Genomic DNA, 16,338 nt, shown 5'->3' with positions numbered 1-16,338 from the left:
GCGAAGCGAGGGAATCATGAAGGTCATGGCGCAGATGGCGATGGTGATGAACCTCGACAAGTGCATCGGGTGTCACACCTGTTCGGTGACGTGCAAGCAGGCGTGGACGAACAGGTCGGGCACCGAGTACGTGTGGTTCAACAACGTCGAAACCCGTCCGGGACAGGGATACCCGAGGACGTACGAGGATCAGGATCGCTGGCGCGGCGGCTGGGTGCGCGACTCGAAGGGACGGCTGCGTCTCAAGGACGGCGGACGGCTCAAGAAGCTCTCGCGGATCTTCTCGAACCCGAAGATGCCTGCGATTCAGGACTATTACGAACCGTGGACGTACGACTACGAGAATCTGACGAACGCCCCGCTCGGTGACGACATTCCCGTGGCGCCGCCTCGAAGCCTGATCACGGGCGAGAGAATGAAGGTCGAGTGGTCGGCGAACTGGGACGACAATCTGGGCGGGTCGCCGGAGATCCTGCAGGACGACCCGGTGCTCAAGAAGGTCAGCGAGCAGGTCAAACTCGAGCTCGAGCAGACGTTCATGTTCTATCTGCCCCGTATCTGCGAGCACTGCATGAACCCGGCCTGCGTCGCCTCGTGCCCGTCCGGCGCCATGTACAAGCGTGTCGAGGACGGCATCGTCCTGGTCGACCAGGACAAGTGCCGTGGGTGGCGGATGTGCGTGTCGGGTTGCCCGTACAAGAAGGTGTACTTCAATCACAAGACCGGCAAGGCCGAGAAGTGCACGTTCTGCTATCCGCGTGTCGAGGTCGGGTTGCCGACCGTCTGCGCCGAGACGTGTGTCGGCCGTCTGCGCTACATCGGGCTGATCCTCTACGACGCCGACAGGGTGCTCGAGGCGGCGTCGGTGGAGAACGATCAGGATCTGTACGAGGCGCAGTTGGGGACCCTGCTCGATCCGAACGACCCGCATGTCATCGCGGCCGCGCACGCCTCGGGTATCTCGGACACCTGGATCGAGGCGGCGCAGAAGTCGCCGATCCACGCGCTGATCAAGGAGTTCCGGGTGGCGTTGCCGCTGCATCCGGAGTACCGAACGATGCCGATGGTCTGGTACGTCCCGCCGCTGTCGCCGGTGGTCGACGCGGTCAGCCGTGACGGTCACGACGGTGAGGATGTCGGGAACCTCTTCGGAGCTCTCGAGTCGTTGCGCATCCCGGTCGAGTACCTGGCCGAGCTGTTCACGGCGGGGGACACCGAGGTCGTCGGAGGGGTGCTGCGCAAGCTCGCCGCAATGCGGTCCTACATGCGTGACATCAACCTCGGACGTGCGCCGCAGGAGCACATTCCCGCGGCGGTCGGCATGACCGAGGAGCAGATGTACGAGATGTACCGTCTCCTTGCGATCGCGAAGTACGAGGAGCGGTATGTGATTCCGTCGGCGTACGCGGCGGACGCCCACGGATTGGAGGAGACGGTCACCGAATGTGCCCTCGACTTCGAGGGCGGTCCCGGACTGTACGACCAGGGGTCCGGACCGTTCGGCGAGGTGAGCGGCACGCCCGTCCCGGTGGCGGTCGAGACGTTCCACGCGCTGCGGCAGCGGCAGACCAGCGAGGCGATGGGTGCGAACGAGAGCCGCCCGTCGCGTGTGAACCTGCTGAACTGGGATGGCAAGGGTGCACCTGACGGCATGTTCCCGGGCGGTGGACGATGAAGCTGCTTCGCCGTCTGGCTCGCGGCGACTCCGCCAGGAACCTGCGCGAGCACCGGATCGTCTGGCAGGCGGCGTCACTGCTGCTCGCCTACCCGGACGACGGGCACCACGCCCGGCTGGCCACGGTCGACGAGTTGATCGCACTGCTGCCCGACGAGAGCGCTGCGCCCCTGGTGGCGGCGGTGCGGCGGTTGCGGGAACGGTCGGATCTCGAGGCGGCGACCACCTATGTCGAGACGTTCGACATGAGACGCAAGACCACGCTGCTGCTGACGTACTGGACCGACGGTGACACCCGTAATCGCGGCAGCGCCATCCTCGTGTTCGCCGACGCGTACCGCGCTGCCGGTGCGCAGCCGCCGGACGACGAGTCCGCGGACCACCTCGCGGTGGTCCTCGAATTCGCCGCGACCGTGGACCCCGACAGCGGGGCTCGCCTGCTGGCCACGAACCGGATGGCGATCGACATGTTGCACGAGCAGTTGAGCGACGGCGGGTCGCCGTACGCAGGGGTGATCGGTGCGGTGGCCGGCACCTTGCCGCCCGCGAGTGAACTCGAGCGCCAGCGGGCTCGTGCACTCGCGTTGTCGGGACCTCCTGCCGAAGCCGTTGGTCTGCAACCGTTCACGCTGACCGTGCCACCGCGCCGGGATCAGAGCGCACGACCAGAAGGAGCGCAGTGACATGTCGGCCGGCGAAATCTACTGGGACGTCATCCCCTACGTGACCCTCGCGATCCTGATCATCGGGACGTGGTGGCGCTACCGCTACGACAAGTTCGGGTGGACGACCCGGTCGTCGCAGCTGTACGAGAACAGGTTGCTGCGGATTGCGAGCCCCCTGTTCCACTTCGGCATCCTCGTCGTGATCATCGGCCACATCATCGGTCTGGTGATCCCGGAGTCGTGGACCGAGGCCATCGGTGTCAGCGAACACATGTACCACTGGGGTGCCGCGATCCCCGGCGTCATCGCGGGCGTCGCGACACTGATCGGTGTCGCACTGCTCATCTACCGGCGACGCACGACGGGCCCCGTCTTCACCGCGACGACTCTCAACGACAAGGTCATGTACGTGGTGCTCGTGGCGGCCATCGTCGCCGGACTGGGAACCACCATGATCGGTGCCTTCGAGGGCAACGAAGCCCACAACTACCGCGAGACGGTGTCGCCGTGGTTCCGGTCCATCTGGTACTTCCAGCCCAAGGGTGAGCTGATGGCGGAGGCACCGTTGTCGTTCCACATTCACGTCACCGTTGCGCTGGTGCTGTTCGCGATATGGCCGTTCACGCGGCTGGTGCATGCGTTCAGCGCGCCCTTCGCCTACCTGTTCCGTCCCTACATCGTGTACCGGAGCCGGGACACGGCGGGGAAGGGTGAACTCGTCGGCTCCCAACCGCACCGCCGCGGGTGGTGACCCGGACCTGTACTGTTTGGTCTTCGACTGACAACCTCAGAGCCGACACCGTCAGAGCTGACACCGAGGACCGCTGAACCACTTCATGGCCGACACCGCACGCACCCGCACGACGACCGCCCGAAAGCCCGCCACGCAGATTTCCGCGAAGCAGAAGTCCGGTACGCAGAAGTCCGTGGCGCCGAAGAAGAAGGTCCGCGCCCCGCGGTCCACTGTGCGCCGCACCGTCCTTCCGGGCGGCCTGCGCGTGGTCACCGAGCACATGCCGGGTGTGCGGTCGGCGTCCGTCGGTGTGTGGGTGGGCGTCGGTTCCCGCGACGAGCAGGCGTCGGTCGCCGGGGCCGCGCACTTCCTCGAGCACCTGCTTTTCAAGGCGACCCCGACGCGCACCGCCCTCGATATCGCCCAGGTCGTCGACGGCATCGGCGGCGAGCTCAACGCCTTCACCTCCCGTGAGCACACCTGCTTCTACGCGCACGTCCTCGACGAGGATCTGCCGCTCGCGATCGACATCGTCAGCGACGTCGTGCTGCGCGGCAAGTGCCGCAGCTCCGACGTCGACGTCGAGCGTCAGGTGGTGCTCGAGGAGATCGCGATGCGCGACGACGACCCCGAGGACCTGCTCGGCGACGAGTTCCTCACCGCGCTGTTCGGTGACCATCCCGTTGGTAGGCCGGTGATCGGGTCGACCGAGTCGATCGAGGCGATGACCCGCACACAGCTGCATTCCTTCCACGTCCGCCGGTACACGCCGGAGCGGATGGTGGTCGCGGTCGCGGGCAACGTCGACCACGACGACACCGTCGAACTCGTCCGGCGTGCATTCGACGGCCACCTGGTGGGTGGCGCCGAACCTGCGCCGCGACGTGCGGGTCGACTGCGGGCCAGGACGGCGCCCGCCCTGACCGTTCTCGAACGGGACAGCGAGCAGGCGCACCTGTGTGTCGGTGTGCGTGGCCTGGGCCGACACGAGGGCCATCGGTGGGCGCTGTCGGTGCTCAACACCGCCGTCGGCGGCGGACTGTCGTCGCGGCTGTTCCAGGAGATCCGGGAGGAGCGCGGCCTGGCGTACTCGGTGTACTCGAGCGTCGACACGTTCGCGGACACCGGTGCGTTCTCCGTGTACGCCGGATGCCAGCCGGAGAATCTCGCCGACGTCACCACCCTGGTGCGCGAGGTTCTCGCGCAGGTCGCATCCAACGGCATCACCGATGCCGAAGTGGCGCGCGCGAAGGGTTCGATCCGCGGCGGAATGGTTCTGGGCCTGGAGGATTCGAGCTCGCGGATGCACCGCATCGGTCGCCAGGAACTGAGCTACGGCAGTCACCGGACCATCTCCGAAACGCTGCGGCGCATCGACGCCGTCACCACAGAGGAAGTGAGCGAGGTCGCGGCGATGCTGCTCAGCCGCCCGTTCGCGGCGTCCGTGGTCGGCCCGTACCGACGTACCAGGGACCTGCCCGCGGTGGTGCGGGGGATCGTCTGATGCAGGTGCAGTGGTCGCGGCGAACGGTCCCCTTCCTCGTCGTTCTCGCGGTGACGCTGGTGATGCTGTTCTCGCCGGGATCGACGGTGCCGAGCGGGCCGCCGTACAGCGACAAGGTCACCCATCTTCTGATGTTCCTGGCGCTGGCGGTCGCGGCTCGATATGCGGGGTTCCGGGCACGGTGGGTGCTGCTCGGCGGACTGCTCTACGCGGCGGCCTCCGAGATCGTGCAGGCGGTACTGCCGATCGAGCGAAGTGGATCGATGTGGGACTGGGCCGCCGACGTGGTGGGCGTTCTGCTCGGACTTGGCCTCGTCGTGGCATGGCAGGCAGGCAAGAAGAAGTCGGCGGCGGTCGTCGACTGATCTGGGAGGTATGTGATGCGGATACGCGGTGCGGTGCTCGAGGAGATCGGCAGGTCACGACCCTTCGCGCAGTCCCGGCCCATCACGATCTCCGAGCTGGAGTTGGACGGACCTCGTCAGGGTGAGCTGCTCGTTCGCATCGAGGCGGCGGGACTGTGTCACTCGGACCTGTCGGTCGTCGACGGGAATCGGGTGCGGCCCGTGCCCATGCTGTTGGGGCACGAGGCCGCCGGACGCGTCGAGGCTCTCGGCGACGGGGTGACCGACATCGCCCTCGGAGACCGGGTGGTGATGACCTTTCTTCCACGCTGCGGTGACTGCGCAGGCTGCGCCACCAACGGGCGGATGCCGTGCAGCGTGGGCAGTGTCGCGAACAACGAGGGCATTCTCCTCGCGGGTGGCAGCCGCCTGCACCGCGACGGCGGCGACGTCCATCACCACCTCGGTGTCTCCGGATTCGCGACGCACGCCGTCGTGGACCGGCGATCGGTGGTGGCGGTGGAGAACGATGTGCCCGCCGAGATCGCGGCAGTCCTCGGGTGTGCGGTGCTCACGGGTGGGGGAGCCGTGCTCAATGCCGCGCGCACCGCGCCCGGCGATTCGATCATGGTGGTCGGGCTCGGTGGTGTCGGGATGGCGGCGGTGCTGACAGCCGTCTCCCTCGGGCACGGCCCGGTCATCGGTGTCGACGCGATGCCGGAGAAGCTCGCCACCGCAACCGAACTCGGTGCGACCGCGGTGTACACGCCGGCCGAGCTCGTGGAACGCGGTGTCCGCGCCGACCTCGTGGTCGAGGCCGCAGGCAATGCGCGGGCATTCGAGACGGCAGTCGCTGCAACGGCACCCGGCGGCACCACCGTGACCGTCGGCCTGCCGAATCCGCAGGCGCGATCGGAGATCTCACCGCTGGGCCTGGTCGCGGAGGCCCGCACGATCGTCGGAAGCTATCTCGGGTCGGCCCTGCCCTCCCGTGACATTCCGCGATACGCGCAGATGTGGCGGGAGGGCAGGCTGCCGGTGGAGAAGCTCATCTCGTCACGGATCACCCTCGACGAGATCAACCGGGGGATGGACGAACTCGCCGACGGCAATGCGATCCGTCAGGTCATCGTGTTCGACTGAGTCCCGGGTGTGGGCCGGCTCAGGCTCCGAACAGCGAGGCGAGTGAGCCGAGGTCGAGTGATTCGAGCGATCCGCCGGTTGCCGGCGGGTTGCAGCCGGTGACCGTGACGGTGTGCCACTGACGGTCACCGAGCCACTCCGGGTTGCCGTCGGGGGTCTGGCCGTTGTTCCCGGGAGGGCCCAGCACGATCCGGTAGTCGACCTTGTGGGTGTCGGCGTCCGGGTTCGGCAGCGCCGGGTTCCAGCTGGCGTTGATGTTCTTGAGGTCCTGGACGTACGTGGCGAGCACCGGGTCGCGGTCGGAGACCATGGTGCGGTTCTCCGGGGTGTTCTCGCCCGCACCGCCGTCCGGCCAGCTCGGGAGTTCCGACTTGGACGCCATGTTCGGGGTACCGGTCCGCCACACCGGGAAGCCGACGCCGATGTCGCGGCCCTCTTCGTCGTCGATGCGCCAGTCGATCGTGTAGGTGGTGACGTTGGTGCGGTTCTCGATGTTGAACTCGGCCTTGCAGCCGCCGAGGTCCTTCGCCCAGAACTGCACCGGTCCGGTGCGCTGTCCGTTGTCCACCTCTTGTGCGCCTGCGGCGGGCACGGCGGAGAGCGCCAGGAGCGTTCCCGCAGCCACTGCCAACGCGGCAGAGACCTTCACCGGGTTGTTCGTGATACTTGTGCGCAGTGTCTTCATGTGAGGTTCCTCTCGTTCCGTCGCCGGACCGTAGCCCACGCCGGTTCACTCGCGGGTTGGAAATGCGGAAGAACCCGGCAGTTGCCTCCGCGCCGCGAGATGCAAGTGACCAGCGGGTCGGAAGGGGCAGCAGAGACGATCTGCGACAGCGCCGCGGCCGGTTGCTGCAATGTTGCGGGTGCGGCGCTCGCGGCGGCCGTGCGGATCATGCGAGCGGTGTTCGTCGATTCACCGTTCACCCTGCTCGGGTGACGACACGCAGGCACGGCTCGGCGAGGTTGGGACGGGGACCAGTCCACGGGTGGTGGGCCTGCCCGCCGGATGGAGGATCGCCATGCTGCTCGTGCCCGACAACCAGCGGCGGACGCTGGACGAACTCGACGACCGCCTCGACCTCGAGTCGGGGGATCGGCGGGCCAAGCGATCCGCGTTCTGGGCGATGCTGGCGCTGTCCGCGGTCATCGCGGTCGCCGGTGTCGCGGGTGACTCCACGGCCACCGTGATCGGCGCCATGATCGTGGCACCGCTGTCCACGCCGATCCTCGGAATCGGGCTCGGAATAACCACGGGCAGAGCGCGTCTCGTGACCACGAGCATGCTGTACGTCGCGGCGGGTGTCGTCCTGGTCGTCGTGGTCGGGGCCGTCGTCGCGCAGTTGCTCCCCAACCCGACCAACGTGCTGGCGAACTCGCAGGTGACAGGGCGCACATCGCCGACGCTGATGGACCTGCTCGCCGCCATCGCGACCGGGTTCGCCGGCGCCATCGCGGTCACACGACGCGACGTCGGGGACGTTCTACCCGGCGTCGCGATCGCGATCTCTCTCGTTCCGCCACTGGGCGTCGTCGGAGTGTGCCTCGGCTCGGGGGCGCCCGCGCTCGCCGTGGGCGCCTTCGTCCTGTTCGCCTCGAACGTCATCGCGCTCGTCATCACCGCGATGATCGTGCTGTTCGCCGCCGGGTACGGCCGGGAAGCAGCCGAGGTCCACGGGCGTGAACGGGCGCGTGCGTATGTCGTGCTGGCGCTGGCGACCTGCGCCGTCATGGTCCCGATGGTGCTCAACTCGCTGTCCTCGGTGTGGGCCGGGCAGGTGGCGGGCGCAGCGAAGGCGTGGCTCGCCGACGTACCCGATGCGCAGGTCACCGGAGTCACGTGGCAGGGCCGCACGGCGACGGTGCAGGTGCTCGGGCCAGAGGAACTGCCTCCCGTCGACGAGCTCCAAGCGGCAGTGGACAGTCTCGTGCCGTGGGATCCGACCCTTCAGGTGGTGCACACCGTGGGTGGACGATACGACGCCGGGCGTTGACGGCTTTCGGCGCGCGCGACAGCGGTGGGTGTCCCGACGGGTGTCTGCATCCGCGCAAGCGCGTACGGTGCGGAGGCCGCCTTGCAGCCGACCGGCACGAACTGCAGACCGGCGGCGCCGCCGATCGGTCGGTCACGCCGGCTGCGGTGTCCGAATCGGCTCGGGGGTGGGGATCCGCGACTGCGTCGACGCCGTGCCCGTAGGTGACGTCGCGTCGAACTCGTGTTTCAGGAACGATTCCGCGGAGTCGTCCATGATGTTCATCCACTTGTCCGGGAGAGGTGGTGCGACTGTTCCGGTGAGAGTCGAAGCGTAACTGCAGTTCCGATAGCCCATGATGTCGTTCTTCTTGTCCTTCTTCCATTGCTTGAAAAGCTCGCCCTGCTTTTCCACGTGGAATTCCGGATAATCTGTCCGGTCGACCAGGTCGCGAATATATGCGGCTTGGAAATCAATTTCCTGAACTGGTCCGTCGAGGAGTTCTTGGCGAGCGCACCATTCGTCGACATCGGCTTCGCGTGATGCGTGATCAGGTAATTCGACACGGCCGAGGATCACGTCGCGTACGTACCATGCCTGGGCGTCGAACATGTTGAACGTGAAGTACTGATCCTGCATGCCGAGGAAGAACAGCCGCGAATTCGCCTGCGAGACGACACCCTTGTAGATGCCGCGGGGATACAGCCGGTTGTCTGTCGTCAGTGTCAGCTCGTCCGACAGGAACGGGAAGTGGTGCTGGTAGCCGGTGCACAGGATGATCGCGTCCACCTCCCGAATGCTGCCGTCTGCGAAGTGCACGGTGTTGCCGTCCACGCCGGTCAGCAGCGGAGTCTCGGAGAGGCCGGCGGGCCAGTCGTGTCCCATCGGCGCGGTCCGGTAGCTGAACGTGACCTCCGCAGCACCGTACTTGTGGCATTGGGTACCAATGTCCTCTGCGGAGTAGCTGCTGCCGACGAGAAGGAGCCGCTTGCCGGTGAACTCGCGGGCGTCCCGGAAGTCGTGGGCGTGCAGCACCCGACCCGGGAAGTCCTCCAATCCGTCGAAATACGGAACGTTCGGCGTCGAAAAGTGGCCGGTTGCGACGACGACGTAGTCGAACGATTCGGTCTGCAGGGTGCCGGCACGGTGGTCCGCTGCGGTCACGTCGAAGTGCCCTGTCCCGGACCCGTCACCGGATTCCACCCATTCGACCTGCCGCACCGCGGTGTCGAAACGGATGTGTTTGCGGGCGTCGCTCTGGTCGACGCGGCCCATGATGTAGTCGTGGAGGACGGCCCGTGGCGGGTACGACGGGATGGGCCTGCCGAAGTGTTCCTCGAACGAGTAGTCGGCGAACTCGAGGCATTCCTTCGGGCCGTTGGACCACAGGAATCGATACATGCTGCCGTGTACCGGTTCGCCGTGTTGATCGAGCCCCGTGCGCCACGTGTAGTTCCACATTCCACCGAGATCGCTCTGCTTCTCGTAGCAGACAATGTGCGGCATCGACCCGGGATCCGATTTGTGTGCGGATTCGAATGCCCTCAATTGTGCGAGGCCACTCGGACCGGCTCCCAAAATCGCGATCCTTGGCGTCAATTTTTTCCCCTATTCTCGATGAACTTGCGTCCTGCCTATCACAGTGAATGGCGTCGGGGCCAATTTCGAGAGGGTTCTCCGCGGCGTCGGGCAGCGATTCTCGGTGCAAAGGGGAGCTCCCACGTGCGCGTATGTCGATCGTGTGACGATGCCCGAATCGTCGGGGTCGGATGGGCCTCCGTGGTCGTCGGGTCCATCCTCGCCCGGTCCACTCCCCTGGGACGGCGGCGGCCGGAGAGTCGGGGGTCACTGACCTCGGACGTGACGAGATCCGCAGCGCTGTCTCTCAGCTCTCCCGACGTGTCGTCCACGGCGGTGATCGGTGGCGTAGCCGAGACGACCCGTCCCGGTCGGAATCACCGATTGCGTAGGCTCTGGTACCGGGCCACGCGGTTGTCGCTGGCACCGGCAGGAAGACGATCGGACGGAGTGAGATCAAGTGACGGTGATTCGGGTCGGAGTCCTGGGTGCCAAGGGCAAAGTGGGCCGCGCGATCTGTGAGGCCGTCGAGGCCGCGCCGGACCTCGAGCTCGTGGCGCAGGTTGACGCGGGCGACAGGATCGAGACGTTCGTCGACACCCGCACCGAGGTCGTCGTCGACTTCACCAGCCCCGCCGTCGTCATGCCGAACCTCGAGTTCCTCGTCGCGAACGGCATCCACGCCGTCGTCGGCACCACCGGTTTCGACGACGAGCGGCTCGCGCAGGTGCGTGGCTGGTTGGCCGCGCGGCCCGAGACCGGTGTGCTCATCGCCCCGAACTTCGCGATCGGTGCGGTGCTGTCGATGCGGTTCGCCGCGCAGGCGGCCCGCTTCTTCGACTCCGTCGAGGTCATCGAACTGCACCACCCGAACAAGGTCGACGCGCCGTCCGGCACCGCCTACCGCACCGCCGCACTGATCGCGGAGGCCCGCGCCGCGGCCGGTCGGGGGCCGAGCCCCGACGCCACCACCGACGAACTCGACGGTGCCCGCGGCGCCGACGTCGAAGGCGTGCGGGTGCACTCCGTTCGCCTCGCGGGCCTCGTCGCCCATCAGGAGGTGCTGCTGGGGACGCAGGGTGAGACGCTGACCATCCGCCACGACTCCATCGACCGGAACTCCTTCGCTCCCGGCGTGCTGCTGGGCGTGCGCGAGATCGCGTCACGTCCTGGTCTGACCATCGGCATCGACCCTCTCCTGGACCTGTGAAAGGTTCGTCGACGAAGGTCGTCGCGCTGATCGCGGGCATCATCATCGCGCTCAGCTTCTACTTCGTCCTTCTCGGCCAGCGTGGCATCGACCTGATCCGCGACGGCGGCGCTGTGCCCGTGGTCCTCGGGATCGCCGTGCTGGTCCTGCCGGTGCTCGGAGTCTGGATGGTCTACTCGACCGTGCGCTCCGGCTTCCAGCACCAGCATCTCGTGACTCGTGCCCGGGAGGAGGGCTGCGACCTCGACGTCTCAGGCCTCCCGACGATGCCGTCCGGCCGGGTGGATCGCGACGCTGCGGACGCCCTGTTCGTCGAGGTCAAGGCCGAATGGGAGGCCGACCCCGACAACTGGCGCAGCTCCTACCGGCTCGCCCGCGCCTACGACTACGCCGGTGACCGGTCACGTGCCCGCGAAACCATGAAACGCGCGGTCGCGCTGGAGGCCGTGGACCGGGAGCGTTAGACGCGATCAGCCCTGCTGCGCCCGGGCGGCGGCCCATAATGGTCATGGCGCCCACGCTCGTATGCCCGGGCCGCATCCGTTGTTCCTTCCGTTCCGGTGGGAGAGGCGATGATCGCGGAGGGTCTGCACTTCAAGTCGAACCCGCACTTCGCTCGTCGAACAGGACGACGCGGGAGGTGCGGCTCGGCGATTTCGGTGGCACGGACCTCCTCGGTGCGGTGGCTCGTCGCTGCCCTGTCGATCGCGACAGCGGCACTGGTCGGATGCGGTGACTCGGGAGACGCTCCACCGGCCATGCCGGATGCACAGCTCACGGAGACGATTCCGATGGCGATGGAGCGCGCCTCGGTGCCCGGGGCGATCGTCGGTGTCTGGCAGGACGGCGCCGCGCCCTACGTGGAGGCATTCGGGGTCCGCGACACGTCCACCGGCGAGGTCATGTCGACGGACCTGTCCATGCGAGTCGGCAGCGTGACCAAGACGTTCACCACCACTGCCGTGCTGCAACTGGTCGATCAGGGCAGGGTCGGCCTCGACGATTCGATCGACGTCTACGTGCCGGGCGTCCCCAACGGTGACACGATCACCATCCGCCAACTGGCAGCCATGCGTAGCGGCCTCCCCGACTACGGGGAGGTGGTGATTCCGTTGCTCCCGAGTCAGCCCCAGCGCCAGTGGACGCCTCGAGAGTTGCTCGAGATCGGTTTCAGCACCCCACCGCTGTTCCCGCCGGGCACCGCGTTCGACTACTCGAACACCAACACCGTGCTCCTCGGTCTCGTCGTCGAGAAGGCGACCGGTCGGCCGCTGGCCGACTACATCGCCGACCACATCACGGGACCCGAGGCGCTCGACCACACGTCGGTAGGAGACACCGCGGCGTTTCCAGCGCCGCACGCTCGGGGATACACCCGAACATCCGACGGTGAGACGGTGGACGCGACCGACTGGAACCCGTCCTGGGGTTACGGAGCGGGAGACATGATCTCCACACTCGACGATCTGAGCGTCTGGGCGCGGGTCCTGGCCGACGGAACCCTGCTCACGCCGGTCACTCAGCACGAACGGGAAGAGTTTCAGCCCGCGCCGTCGGAAGGATCGGGTTCTCTGTACGGCCTCGGCGTCGAGTACCAGAACGGTTGGATCGGCCACAACGGGAACATCGCGGGCTACCAGGCGTATGCCTATCGCCTTCCCTCCGAGGGCAAGACGATGGTGGTGCTGGTCAATTCGAACGTCGACCCGCTGGGCGTGTGGAACCTCGTGACCGAGATCGTGAGCGTCGTCAGTCCCGATCATCCGTGGCCGGGGCCTCCGTCGTAGTACCTCTCACTCCGACGGACCGTCGTCTCGGTCGCGACGGTCCCTGCGCAGCACCCTTCCGGCCTTCGTTCCCGATGTCGGTCGGTGCCCGCACTCGGCGCCACCGTCCCGGACGTATTATCCGCGAAGGGGTTTCTCCGCGGCGCCGCCGCGAACTTCGGCTACATGTCCGGGGCGCTCAAGCCGGCGATGGGCTGTCCGTTTCGGGACGCCCAGTGTTGCCATTCGCTGAGAATGCCGATCTCCGTGTTGTCGAGCGTCGAAACGCCGGAATCCGGTCCGTTGAACCACGCGAAAGACGCGTTGTGTAATGCTCTGTCACCGAACCAAGGAGAGCGATGTCGAGTTCACGCCTGCTGATCATTCATCACACGCCGTCGCCGTTCATGCAGGCGATGTTCGAGGCCGTGGTGTCGGGCGCGACCGATCCCGAGATCGAGGGCGTCGAGGTCGTGCGCCGCGCGGCGCTGTCCGTGTCGCCGACCGACATGCTCGAGGCCGACGGGTTCCTGCTGGGGACGCCCGCCAACCTGGGCTATATGAGCGGCGCGCTCAAGCATGCCTTCGACGTCTGCTACTACCCGTGCCTCGACAGCACCCGAGGACGCCCGTTCGGTGCGTACTTCCACGGCAACGAGGGCACCGAGGGAGCCGAGCGCGGCGTCGACTCCATCACCACCGGGCTCGGCTGGACGAAAGCAGCGGAGTACGTGGTGGTCTCGGGGAAGCCGAGCAAGGACGCCCTGCAGGCGTGCTGGGAGCTGGGAGCGATCGTCGCCGCGCAGTTGATGGGTTGAGCGACCGAGTCGAGTGTCACCCGCCGGGTACGGCAGCGGCGGCACTCACCGCTGGTGCGACCCAGCGTTGCAGGAATGCCCGCAACTCGGTGCCGGTGCTCCGTGGATCTCCCGGATCCACCACATAGGACTGGATGACGCGCAGCACGAACTCGACCAGCTCGTCCATCGTGGTGTCGTCGAATCCGGCGCCACGCCAGTCCACGGGAAGGTTGACGAGCATCGCGCGGGCGAAGGCGCGTGCCGTGTCCGAGGTGATTCCGGCGGTGAACCGGCCGCGCTGGGCGGGGTCGATCAGCAGGTGCAGCGGCTTGCGGTGGGGGAGTAGTTCGAGGGTGTGCGCGATCGCCTCGACCACGGCCTCGGCGGGGCGATCCTCGGTGCCGACACGGGCGCGCACGGTATCCAGGAAGTCGGTCGCAGCGGCGGTGGCGGCCGCCATGAGCAGGGCGTCGGTGCCGTCGAAATAGCGGTACACCGTCTGTCGGGTGACGCCGAGCAGACGTGCGACATCGGCGACGGTGACGTCCGTCCCGCGCTGCTCGACGACCTCGAGTGCTGCCGCGACGATCCGGGCGACCGCCTCGTCGTCCGAGTTCGGGGGTGATCCCGCCCAGCCGTGTGTCCTCATCGCCCGCCCGTCATGAACGGCAGTGTATCGGGGCCCTGGGCAGGGGAAGCCGATTGTCGCCGAACCTGGCCATACACATTCCGTTCAGGTGTATGGTCCACGTCACAGTGCGATGGAGGGGTGCGAATGAGCAGCAGTGGACCGGCCGACACCGCCGCGGTGTCCGAGCGGCGACTACCGGGATCACCGTCGGAGGTGACGGCCGACTGGCTCAGCGCCGTCCTCTCCGACACCGACGACCAGGTGATCGTCGACGGGTTCGACATCACGCCCGTCGGCACGGGACAGACGGCCGCGACCTACCGGCTGGCGATCCGGTACCGACGTCGCGGACCCGACCTACCTGACACGTTCGTTCTCAAACTGCCCTCCCAGGACCTCGCGGTCCGCGACCGCGTCGCCCTCGGCTACCGGTCGGAGCACGCGTTCTACACGCAGGTCGCCGATTCGGTGCAGATCCCGGTGCCGCGTTGCTTCCACTGCGAGATCGCGGACGAGGGAAGGGAATTCGTGCTCCTGCTCGAAGACCTCTCGCCCGCGTCGCAGGGCGACCAGATCCGCGGGTGCGGCACGGCGCAGGCGCGGTTGGCCGTCGAGGCGCTGGCCGGCCTGCACGGCCCGCGCTGGTGCGACCCGCGGTGGGCGAGCTTCACGGGCACCGTCATGCCGAAGCCCGCGGACTCCGCGGCGGCCACCGGACTGGGCGACATCACTGCGTTGGCGACAGCCACGACGATCGACACGCTCGCCGGCCGACTGGGCGACGAGGACGTCGCCCTCCTGCGCGAGGCGGCGAACCTCGTCGGCGCATGGCTGCTCCTGCGTCCCGACCGCTTCGGCGTCCTGCACGGCGACTACCGCCTCGACAACCTGCTGTTCCACCCCGACGGGGATCGGGTGACCGTGGTCGACTGGCAGACCTTGGCGGTAGGACTGCCCGCCCGCGACCTCGCCTACTTCGTCGGGACCAGCTTCGAGCCGTCGGTGCGGGCGGAGTGCGAACGGGAGCTGGTCGACGCCTACCACCGCGCGCTGATCGAGCACGGCGTCACCGACTACTCCTTCGACGAGTGCTGGGACGACTACCGGATCGCCGTGCTGCAGATACCGATGATCACCACGCTCGGCTTCGCGTTTGCCGCCGCCACCGAACGAGGCGACGACATGATCGTGACGATGCTCGAACGGGGCTGCGCGGCGAGCCGCGACCTCGGCTCCCTCGACCTGATCCGGGGGCAGCTGTGACAGCGACACGAGTACTCGACGAACTGGGCTGTTACCTCCTCGCGGGCCAACCTCGTTCTGCCCGAGAAATTCTCGACGAGGTGGCGGACGCGGAGCGGCTGGGCATCGGAACCGCCTTTCTCTCCGAGCGCTACAACAAGAAGGAGATCGCGGCACTGTCCGGCGCCGCTGCCGCGGCCAGCGCTGGTATTCAGCTGTGCACCGCGGCGACCAACCACAACACCAGACACCCGATGGTGACCGCCGGAATGACGCGCACACTGCGTGACCTCAGCGGCGGCCGCTTCACCCTCGGGATCGGACGCGGCATACCACTTCTCCAGGGCGCCTACGGGATTCCCCCGATCACGACAGCACAGATGGCCGACTTCGCACAGCTGATGCGGCGACTGTTCCGCGGCGAAACGATCGTCGGTCACGACGGACCGTCCGGCAGCTATCCGGTGCTGTACCTGGACGCGACCCTCGACGAGTACCTGCCTCTCGGGCTCGTGGCCTTCGGGCCGAACACGCTGAAACTCGGGGGAAGAATGTTCGACGAGGTCGTGTTGCACACCTACTTCACCGACGAGGCCACGACGAGATGCGTCGAACTGGTCAAGTCCGCCGCCGAGGAAGCGGGCCGTGATCCGGATGCCGTGAAGGTGTGGTCGTGCCTCGCCACCGTCGGAGACCACGTTTCCGAAGTCGACCGACTCCGCAAGACGGTCGGCAGGCTCGGGACCTATCTGCAGGGCTACGGGCAGCTGCTGGTGGACACCAACGGGTGGGACCACGCGGTGCTGCAGCGGTTCCTGTCCGACCCGATGATGGGCACCGTCGCCGGACTCGACGTCGTGGGCACGACCGACCAGCTCGAGCACGCCGCGTCCCTGCTTCCCGACGAGTGGCTCGCCTGTGCCGCGACCGGGACACCGGCGCAGTGCGTCGCGGGGATCCGACACCAGCTCGACCTCGGTTGTGACGGCGTGATCATGCATGGTTCGACCCCGGCGGAGCTCGAACCGATAGTCGCGGAGTACGTCGCGAGCGCGTGACCCGAAACCTGTCGGTGGT

At 67.2% G+C, this 16,338-nt stretch carries 17 protein-coding genes and 1 pseudogene; 15 read left to right on the top strand and 3 right to left on the bottom strand.

From position 1 onward, the window contains the following. Window positions 1–16 precede the first annotated feature (16 nt). The 6 genes from narH (at window position 17) to RHCRD62_RS18640 (ending at window position 6,064) form a co-directional block, all read left to right on the top strand. Window positions 17–1,675, top strand: a complete 1,659-nt coding sequence (gene narH, locus RHCRD62_RS18665; protein ID WP_050066208.1) for a nitrate reductase subunit beta — start codon at window positions 17–19, stop codon at window positions 1,673–1,675. Further along, a complete protein-coding gene (gene narJ, locus RHCRD62_RS18660; RefSeq protein ID WP_050066207.1) occupies window positions 1,672–2,358 on the top strand; it encodes a nitrate reductase molybdenum cofactor assembly chaperone in 687 nt (228 codons plus the stop codon). Before narH ends, narJ begins: the two co-directional genes overlap by 4 nt. Before the next feature lies 1 nt (window position 2,359). Beyond that, complete coding sequence (narI, locus tag RHCRD62_RS18655) at window positions 2,360–3,091, top strand: respiratory nitrate reductase subunit gamma (RefSeq protein ID WP_050066206.1); 732 nt, start codon at window positions 2,360–2,362, stop codon at window positions 3,089–3,091. 85 nt (window positions 3,092–3,176) lie between these two features. Next, the gene (locus tag RHCRD62_RS18650) at window positions 3,177–4,577 is read left to right on the top strand and encodes a M16 family metallopeptidase (protein WP_172671095.1); all 1,401 of its coding nucleotides are present in this window, start codon (window positions 3,177–3,179) and stop codon (window positions 4,575–4,577) included. After that, window positions 4,577–4,942, top strand: a complete 366-nt coding sequence (locus RHCRD62_RS18645) for a VanZ family protein (protein WP_050066205.1) — start codon at window positions 4,577–4,579, stop codon at window positions 4,940–4,942. Before RHCRD62_RS18650 ends, RHCRD62_RS18645 begins: the two co-directional genes overlap by 1 nt. 15 nt (window positions 4,943–4,957) lie before the next feature. After that, window positions 4,958–6,064 carry an alcohol dehydrogenase catalytic domain-containing protein gene (locus tag RHCRD62_RS18640; RefSeq protein WP_050066204.1) on the top strand — a complete coding sequence of 369 codons (1,107 nt, stop codon included), beginning with the start codon at window positions 4,958–4,960 and terminating at the stop codon, window positions 6,062–6,064. A 19-nt stretch (window positions 6,065–6,083) separates the two neighbouring features. Here the strand turns inward: RHCRD62_RS18640 and RHCRD62_RS18635 are convergent, their stop codons facing one another. Then, window positions 6,084–6,749, bottom strand: coding sequence for a hypothetical protein (locus tag RHCRD62_RS18635; protein WP_050066203.1), 666 nt, complete (start codon window positions 6,747–6,749; stop codon window positions 6,084–6,086). A gap of 105 nt (window positions 6,750–6,854) precedes the next feature. Here RHCRD62_RS18635 and RHCRD62_RS25930 point away from each other — a divergent pair, with 105 nt between their 5' ends. Next, window positions 6,855–7,001: a hypothetical protein gene (locus RHCRD62_RS25930; protein WP_157050976.1), complete on the top strand. Its 147-nt coding sequence runs from the start codon at window positions 6,855–6,857 to the stop codon at window positions 6,999–7,001. An 82-nt stretch (window positions 7,002–7,083) separates the two neighbouring features. Next, complete coding sequence (locus RHCRD62_RS18630; protein WP_050066202.1) at window positions 7,084–8,055, top strand: TIGR00341 family protein; 972 nt, start codon at window positions 7,084–7,086, stop codon at window positions 8,053–8,055. Window positions 8,056–8,187: 132 nt separating this feature from the next. Here RHCRD62_RS18630 and RHCRD62_RS18625 read toward each other — a convergent pair whose 3' ends face one another. Then, the gene (locus RHCRD62_RS18625) at window positions 8,188–9,633 is read right to left on the bottom strand and encodes a flavin-containing monooxygenase (protein WP_050066201.1); all 1,446 of its coding nucleotides are present in this window, start codon (window positions 9,631–9,633) and stop codon (window positions 8,188–8,190) included. Between the two features lie 445 nt (window positions 9,634–10,078). Between RHCRD62_RS18625 and dapB the strand changes: the two genes are divergently transcribed. The 5 genes and pseudogenes from dapB (at window position 10,079) to RHCRD62_RS18605 (ending at window position 13,406) form a co-directional block, all read left to right on the top strand. Continuing rightward, window positions 10,079–10,822, top strand: a complete 744-nt coding sequence (dapB, locus tag RHCRD62_RS18620) for a 4-hydroxy-tetrahydrodipicolinate reductase (protein WP_050066290.1) — start codon at window positions 10,079–10,081, stop codon at window positions 10,820–10,822. Beyond that, on the top strand, window positions 10,819–11,286 hold the full coding sequence (locus RHCRD62_RS18615) for a tetratricopeptide repeat protein (protein WP_050066200.1): 468 nt from the start codon (window positions 10,819–10,821) through the stop codon (window positions 11,284–11,286). The genes dapB and RHCRD62_RS18615 overlap by 4 nt, the downstream gene beginning before the upstream one ends. A 195-nt stretch (window positions 11,287–11,481) precedes the next feature. Further along, complete coding sequence (locus RHCRD62_RS18610) at window positions 11,482–12,609, top strand: serine hydrolase domain-containing protein (protein WP_050066289.1); 1,128 nt, start codon at window positions 11,482–11,484, stop codon at window positions 12,607–12,609. A 78-nt stretch (window positions 12,610–12,687) separates the two neighbouring features. Further along, a pseudogene (locus RHCRD62_RS26475) lies at window positions 12,688–12,792 on the top strand (flavodoxin); the annotation flags it as partial. Window positions 12,793–12,947: 155 nt separating this feature from the next. Next, a complete protein-coding gene (locus RHCRD62_RS18605) occupies window positions 12,948–13,406 on the top strand; it encodes a flavodoxin family protein (protein WP_050066199.1) in 459 nt (152 codons plus the stop codon). Between the two features lie 16 nt (window positions 13,407–13,422). Here the strand turns inward: RHCRD62_RS18605 and RHCRD62_RS18600 are convergent, their stop codons facing one another. Then, entirely contained in the window at window positions 13,423–14,037 is a 615-nt protein-coding gene (locus tag RHCRD62_RS18600; RefSeq protein WP_050066198.1) for a TetR/AcrR family transcriptional regulator, read from the bottom strand. A gap of 126 nt (window positions 14,038–14,163) precedes the next feature. Here RHCRD62_RS18600 and RHCRD62_RS18595 point away from each other — a divergent pair, with 126 nt between their 5' ends. Both RHCRD62_RS18595 and RHCRD62_RS18590 read left to right on the top strand, forming a co-directional pair. After that, window positions 14,164–15,282 (top strand): phosphotransferase family protein, encoded by a 1,119-nt coding sequence (locus tag RHCRD62_RS18595; protein WP_050066197.1) that lies wholly within the window; start codon window positions 14,164–14,166, stop codon window positions 15,280–15,282. Continuing rightward, window positions 15,279–16,319, top strand: coding sequence for a TIGR03857 family LLM class F420-dependent oxidoreductase (locus tag RHCRD62_RS18590; RefSeq protein ID WP_050066196.1), 1,041 nt, complete (start codon window positions 15,279–15,281; stop codon window positions 16,317–16,319). The genes RHCRD62_RS18595 and RHCRD62_RS18590 overlap by 4 nt, the downstream gene beginning before the upstream one ends. The last annotated feature ends 19 nt before the right edge of the window (window positions 16,320–16,338 follow it).

The sequence above is a fragment of the Rhodococcus sp. RD6.2 genome, assembly GCF_001040705.1.
Taxonomy (GTDB): domain Bacteria; phylum Actinomycetota; class Actinomycetes; order Mycobacteriales; family Mycobacteriaceae; genus Rhodococcus_G.
The sequence above is the reverse complement of the archived record's forward strand: the minus strand, read 5'-3'. Positions and strand labels throughout refer to the sequence as shown.

What these genes read in the sequence shown, in the direction of transcription:
- narH (WP_050066208.1), top strand. Translation starts at nt 17, where the DNA reads ATGAAGGTCATGGCGCAGATGGCGATGGTGATGAACCTCGACAAGTGC.
- narJ (WP_050066207.1), top strand. Translation starts at nt 1,672, where the DNA reads ATGAAGCTGCTTCGCCGTCTGGCTCGCGGCGACTCCGCCAGGAACCTG.
- narI (WP_050066206.1), top strand. Translation starts at nt 2,360, where the DNA reads ATGTCGGCCGGCGAAATCTACTGGGACGTCATCCCCTACGTGACCCTC.
- RHCRD62_RS18650 (WP_172671095.1), top strand. Translation starts at nt 3,177, where the DNA reads ATGGCCGACACCGCACGCACCCGCACGACGACCGCCCGAAAGCCCGCC.
- RHCRD62_RS18645 (WP_050066205.1), top strand. Translation starts at nt 4,577, where the DNA reads ATGCAGGTGCAGTGGTCGCGGCGAACGGTCCCCTTCCTCGTCGTTCTC.
- RHCRD62_RS18640 (WP_050066204.1), top strand. Translation starts at nt 4,958, where the DNA reads ATGCGGATACGCGGTGCGGTGCTCGAGGAGATCGGCAGGTCACGACCC.
- RHCRD62_RS18635 (WP_050066203.1), bottom strand. Translation starts at nt 6,749, where the DNA reads ATGAAGACACTGCGCACAAGTATCACGAACAACCCGGTGAAGGTCTCT.
- RHCRD62_RS18630 (WP_050066202.1), top strand. Translation starts at nt 7,084, where the DNA reads ATGCTGCTCGTGCCCGACAACCAGCGGCGGACGCTGGACGAACTCGAC.
- RHCRD62_RS18605 (WP_050066199.1), top strand. Translation starts at nt 12,948, where the DNA reads ATGTCGAGTTCACGCCTGCTGATCATTCATCACACGCCGTCGCCGTTC.
- RHCRD62_RS18600 (WP_050066198.1), bottom strand. Translation starts at nt 14,037, where the DNA reads ATGAGGACACACGGCTGGGCGGGATCACCCCCGAACTCGGACGACGAG.
- RHCRD62_RS18595 (WP_050066197.1), top strand. Translation starts at nt 14,164, where the DNA reads ATGAGCAGCAGTGGACCGGCCGACACCGCCGCGGTGTCCGAGCGGCGA.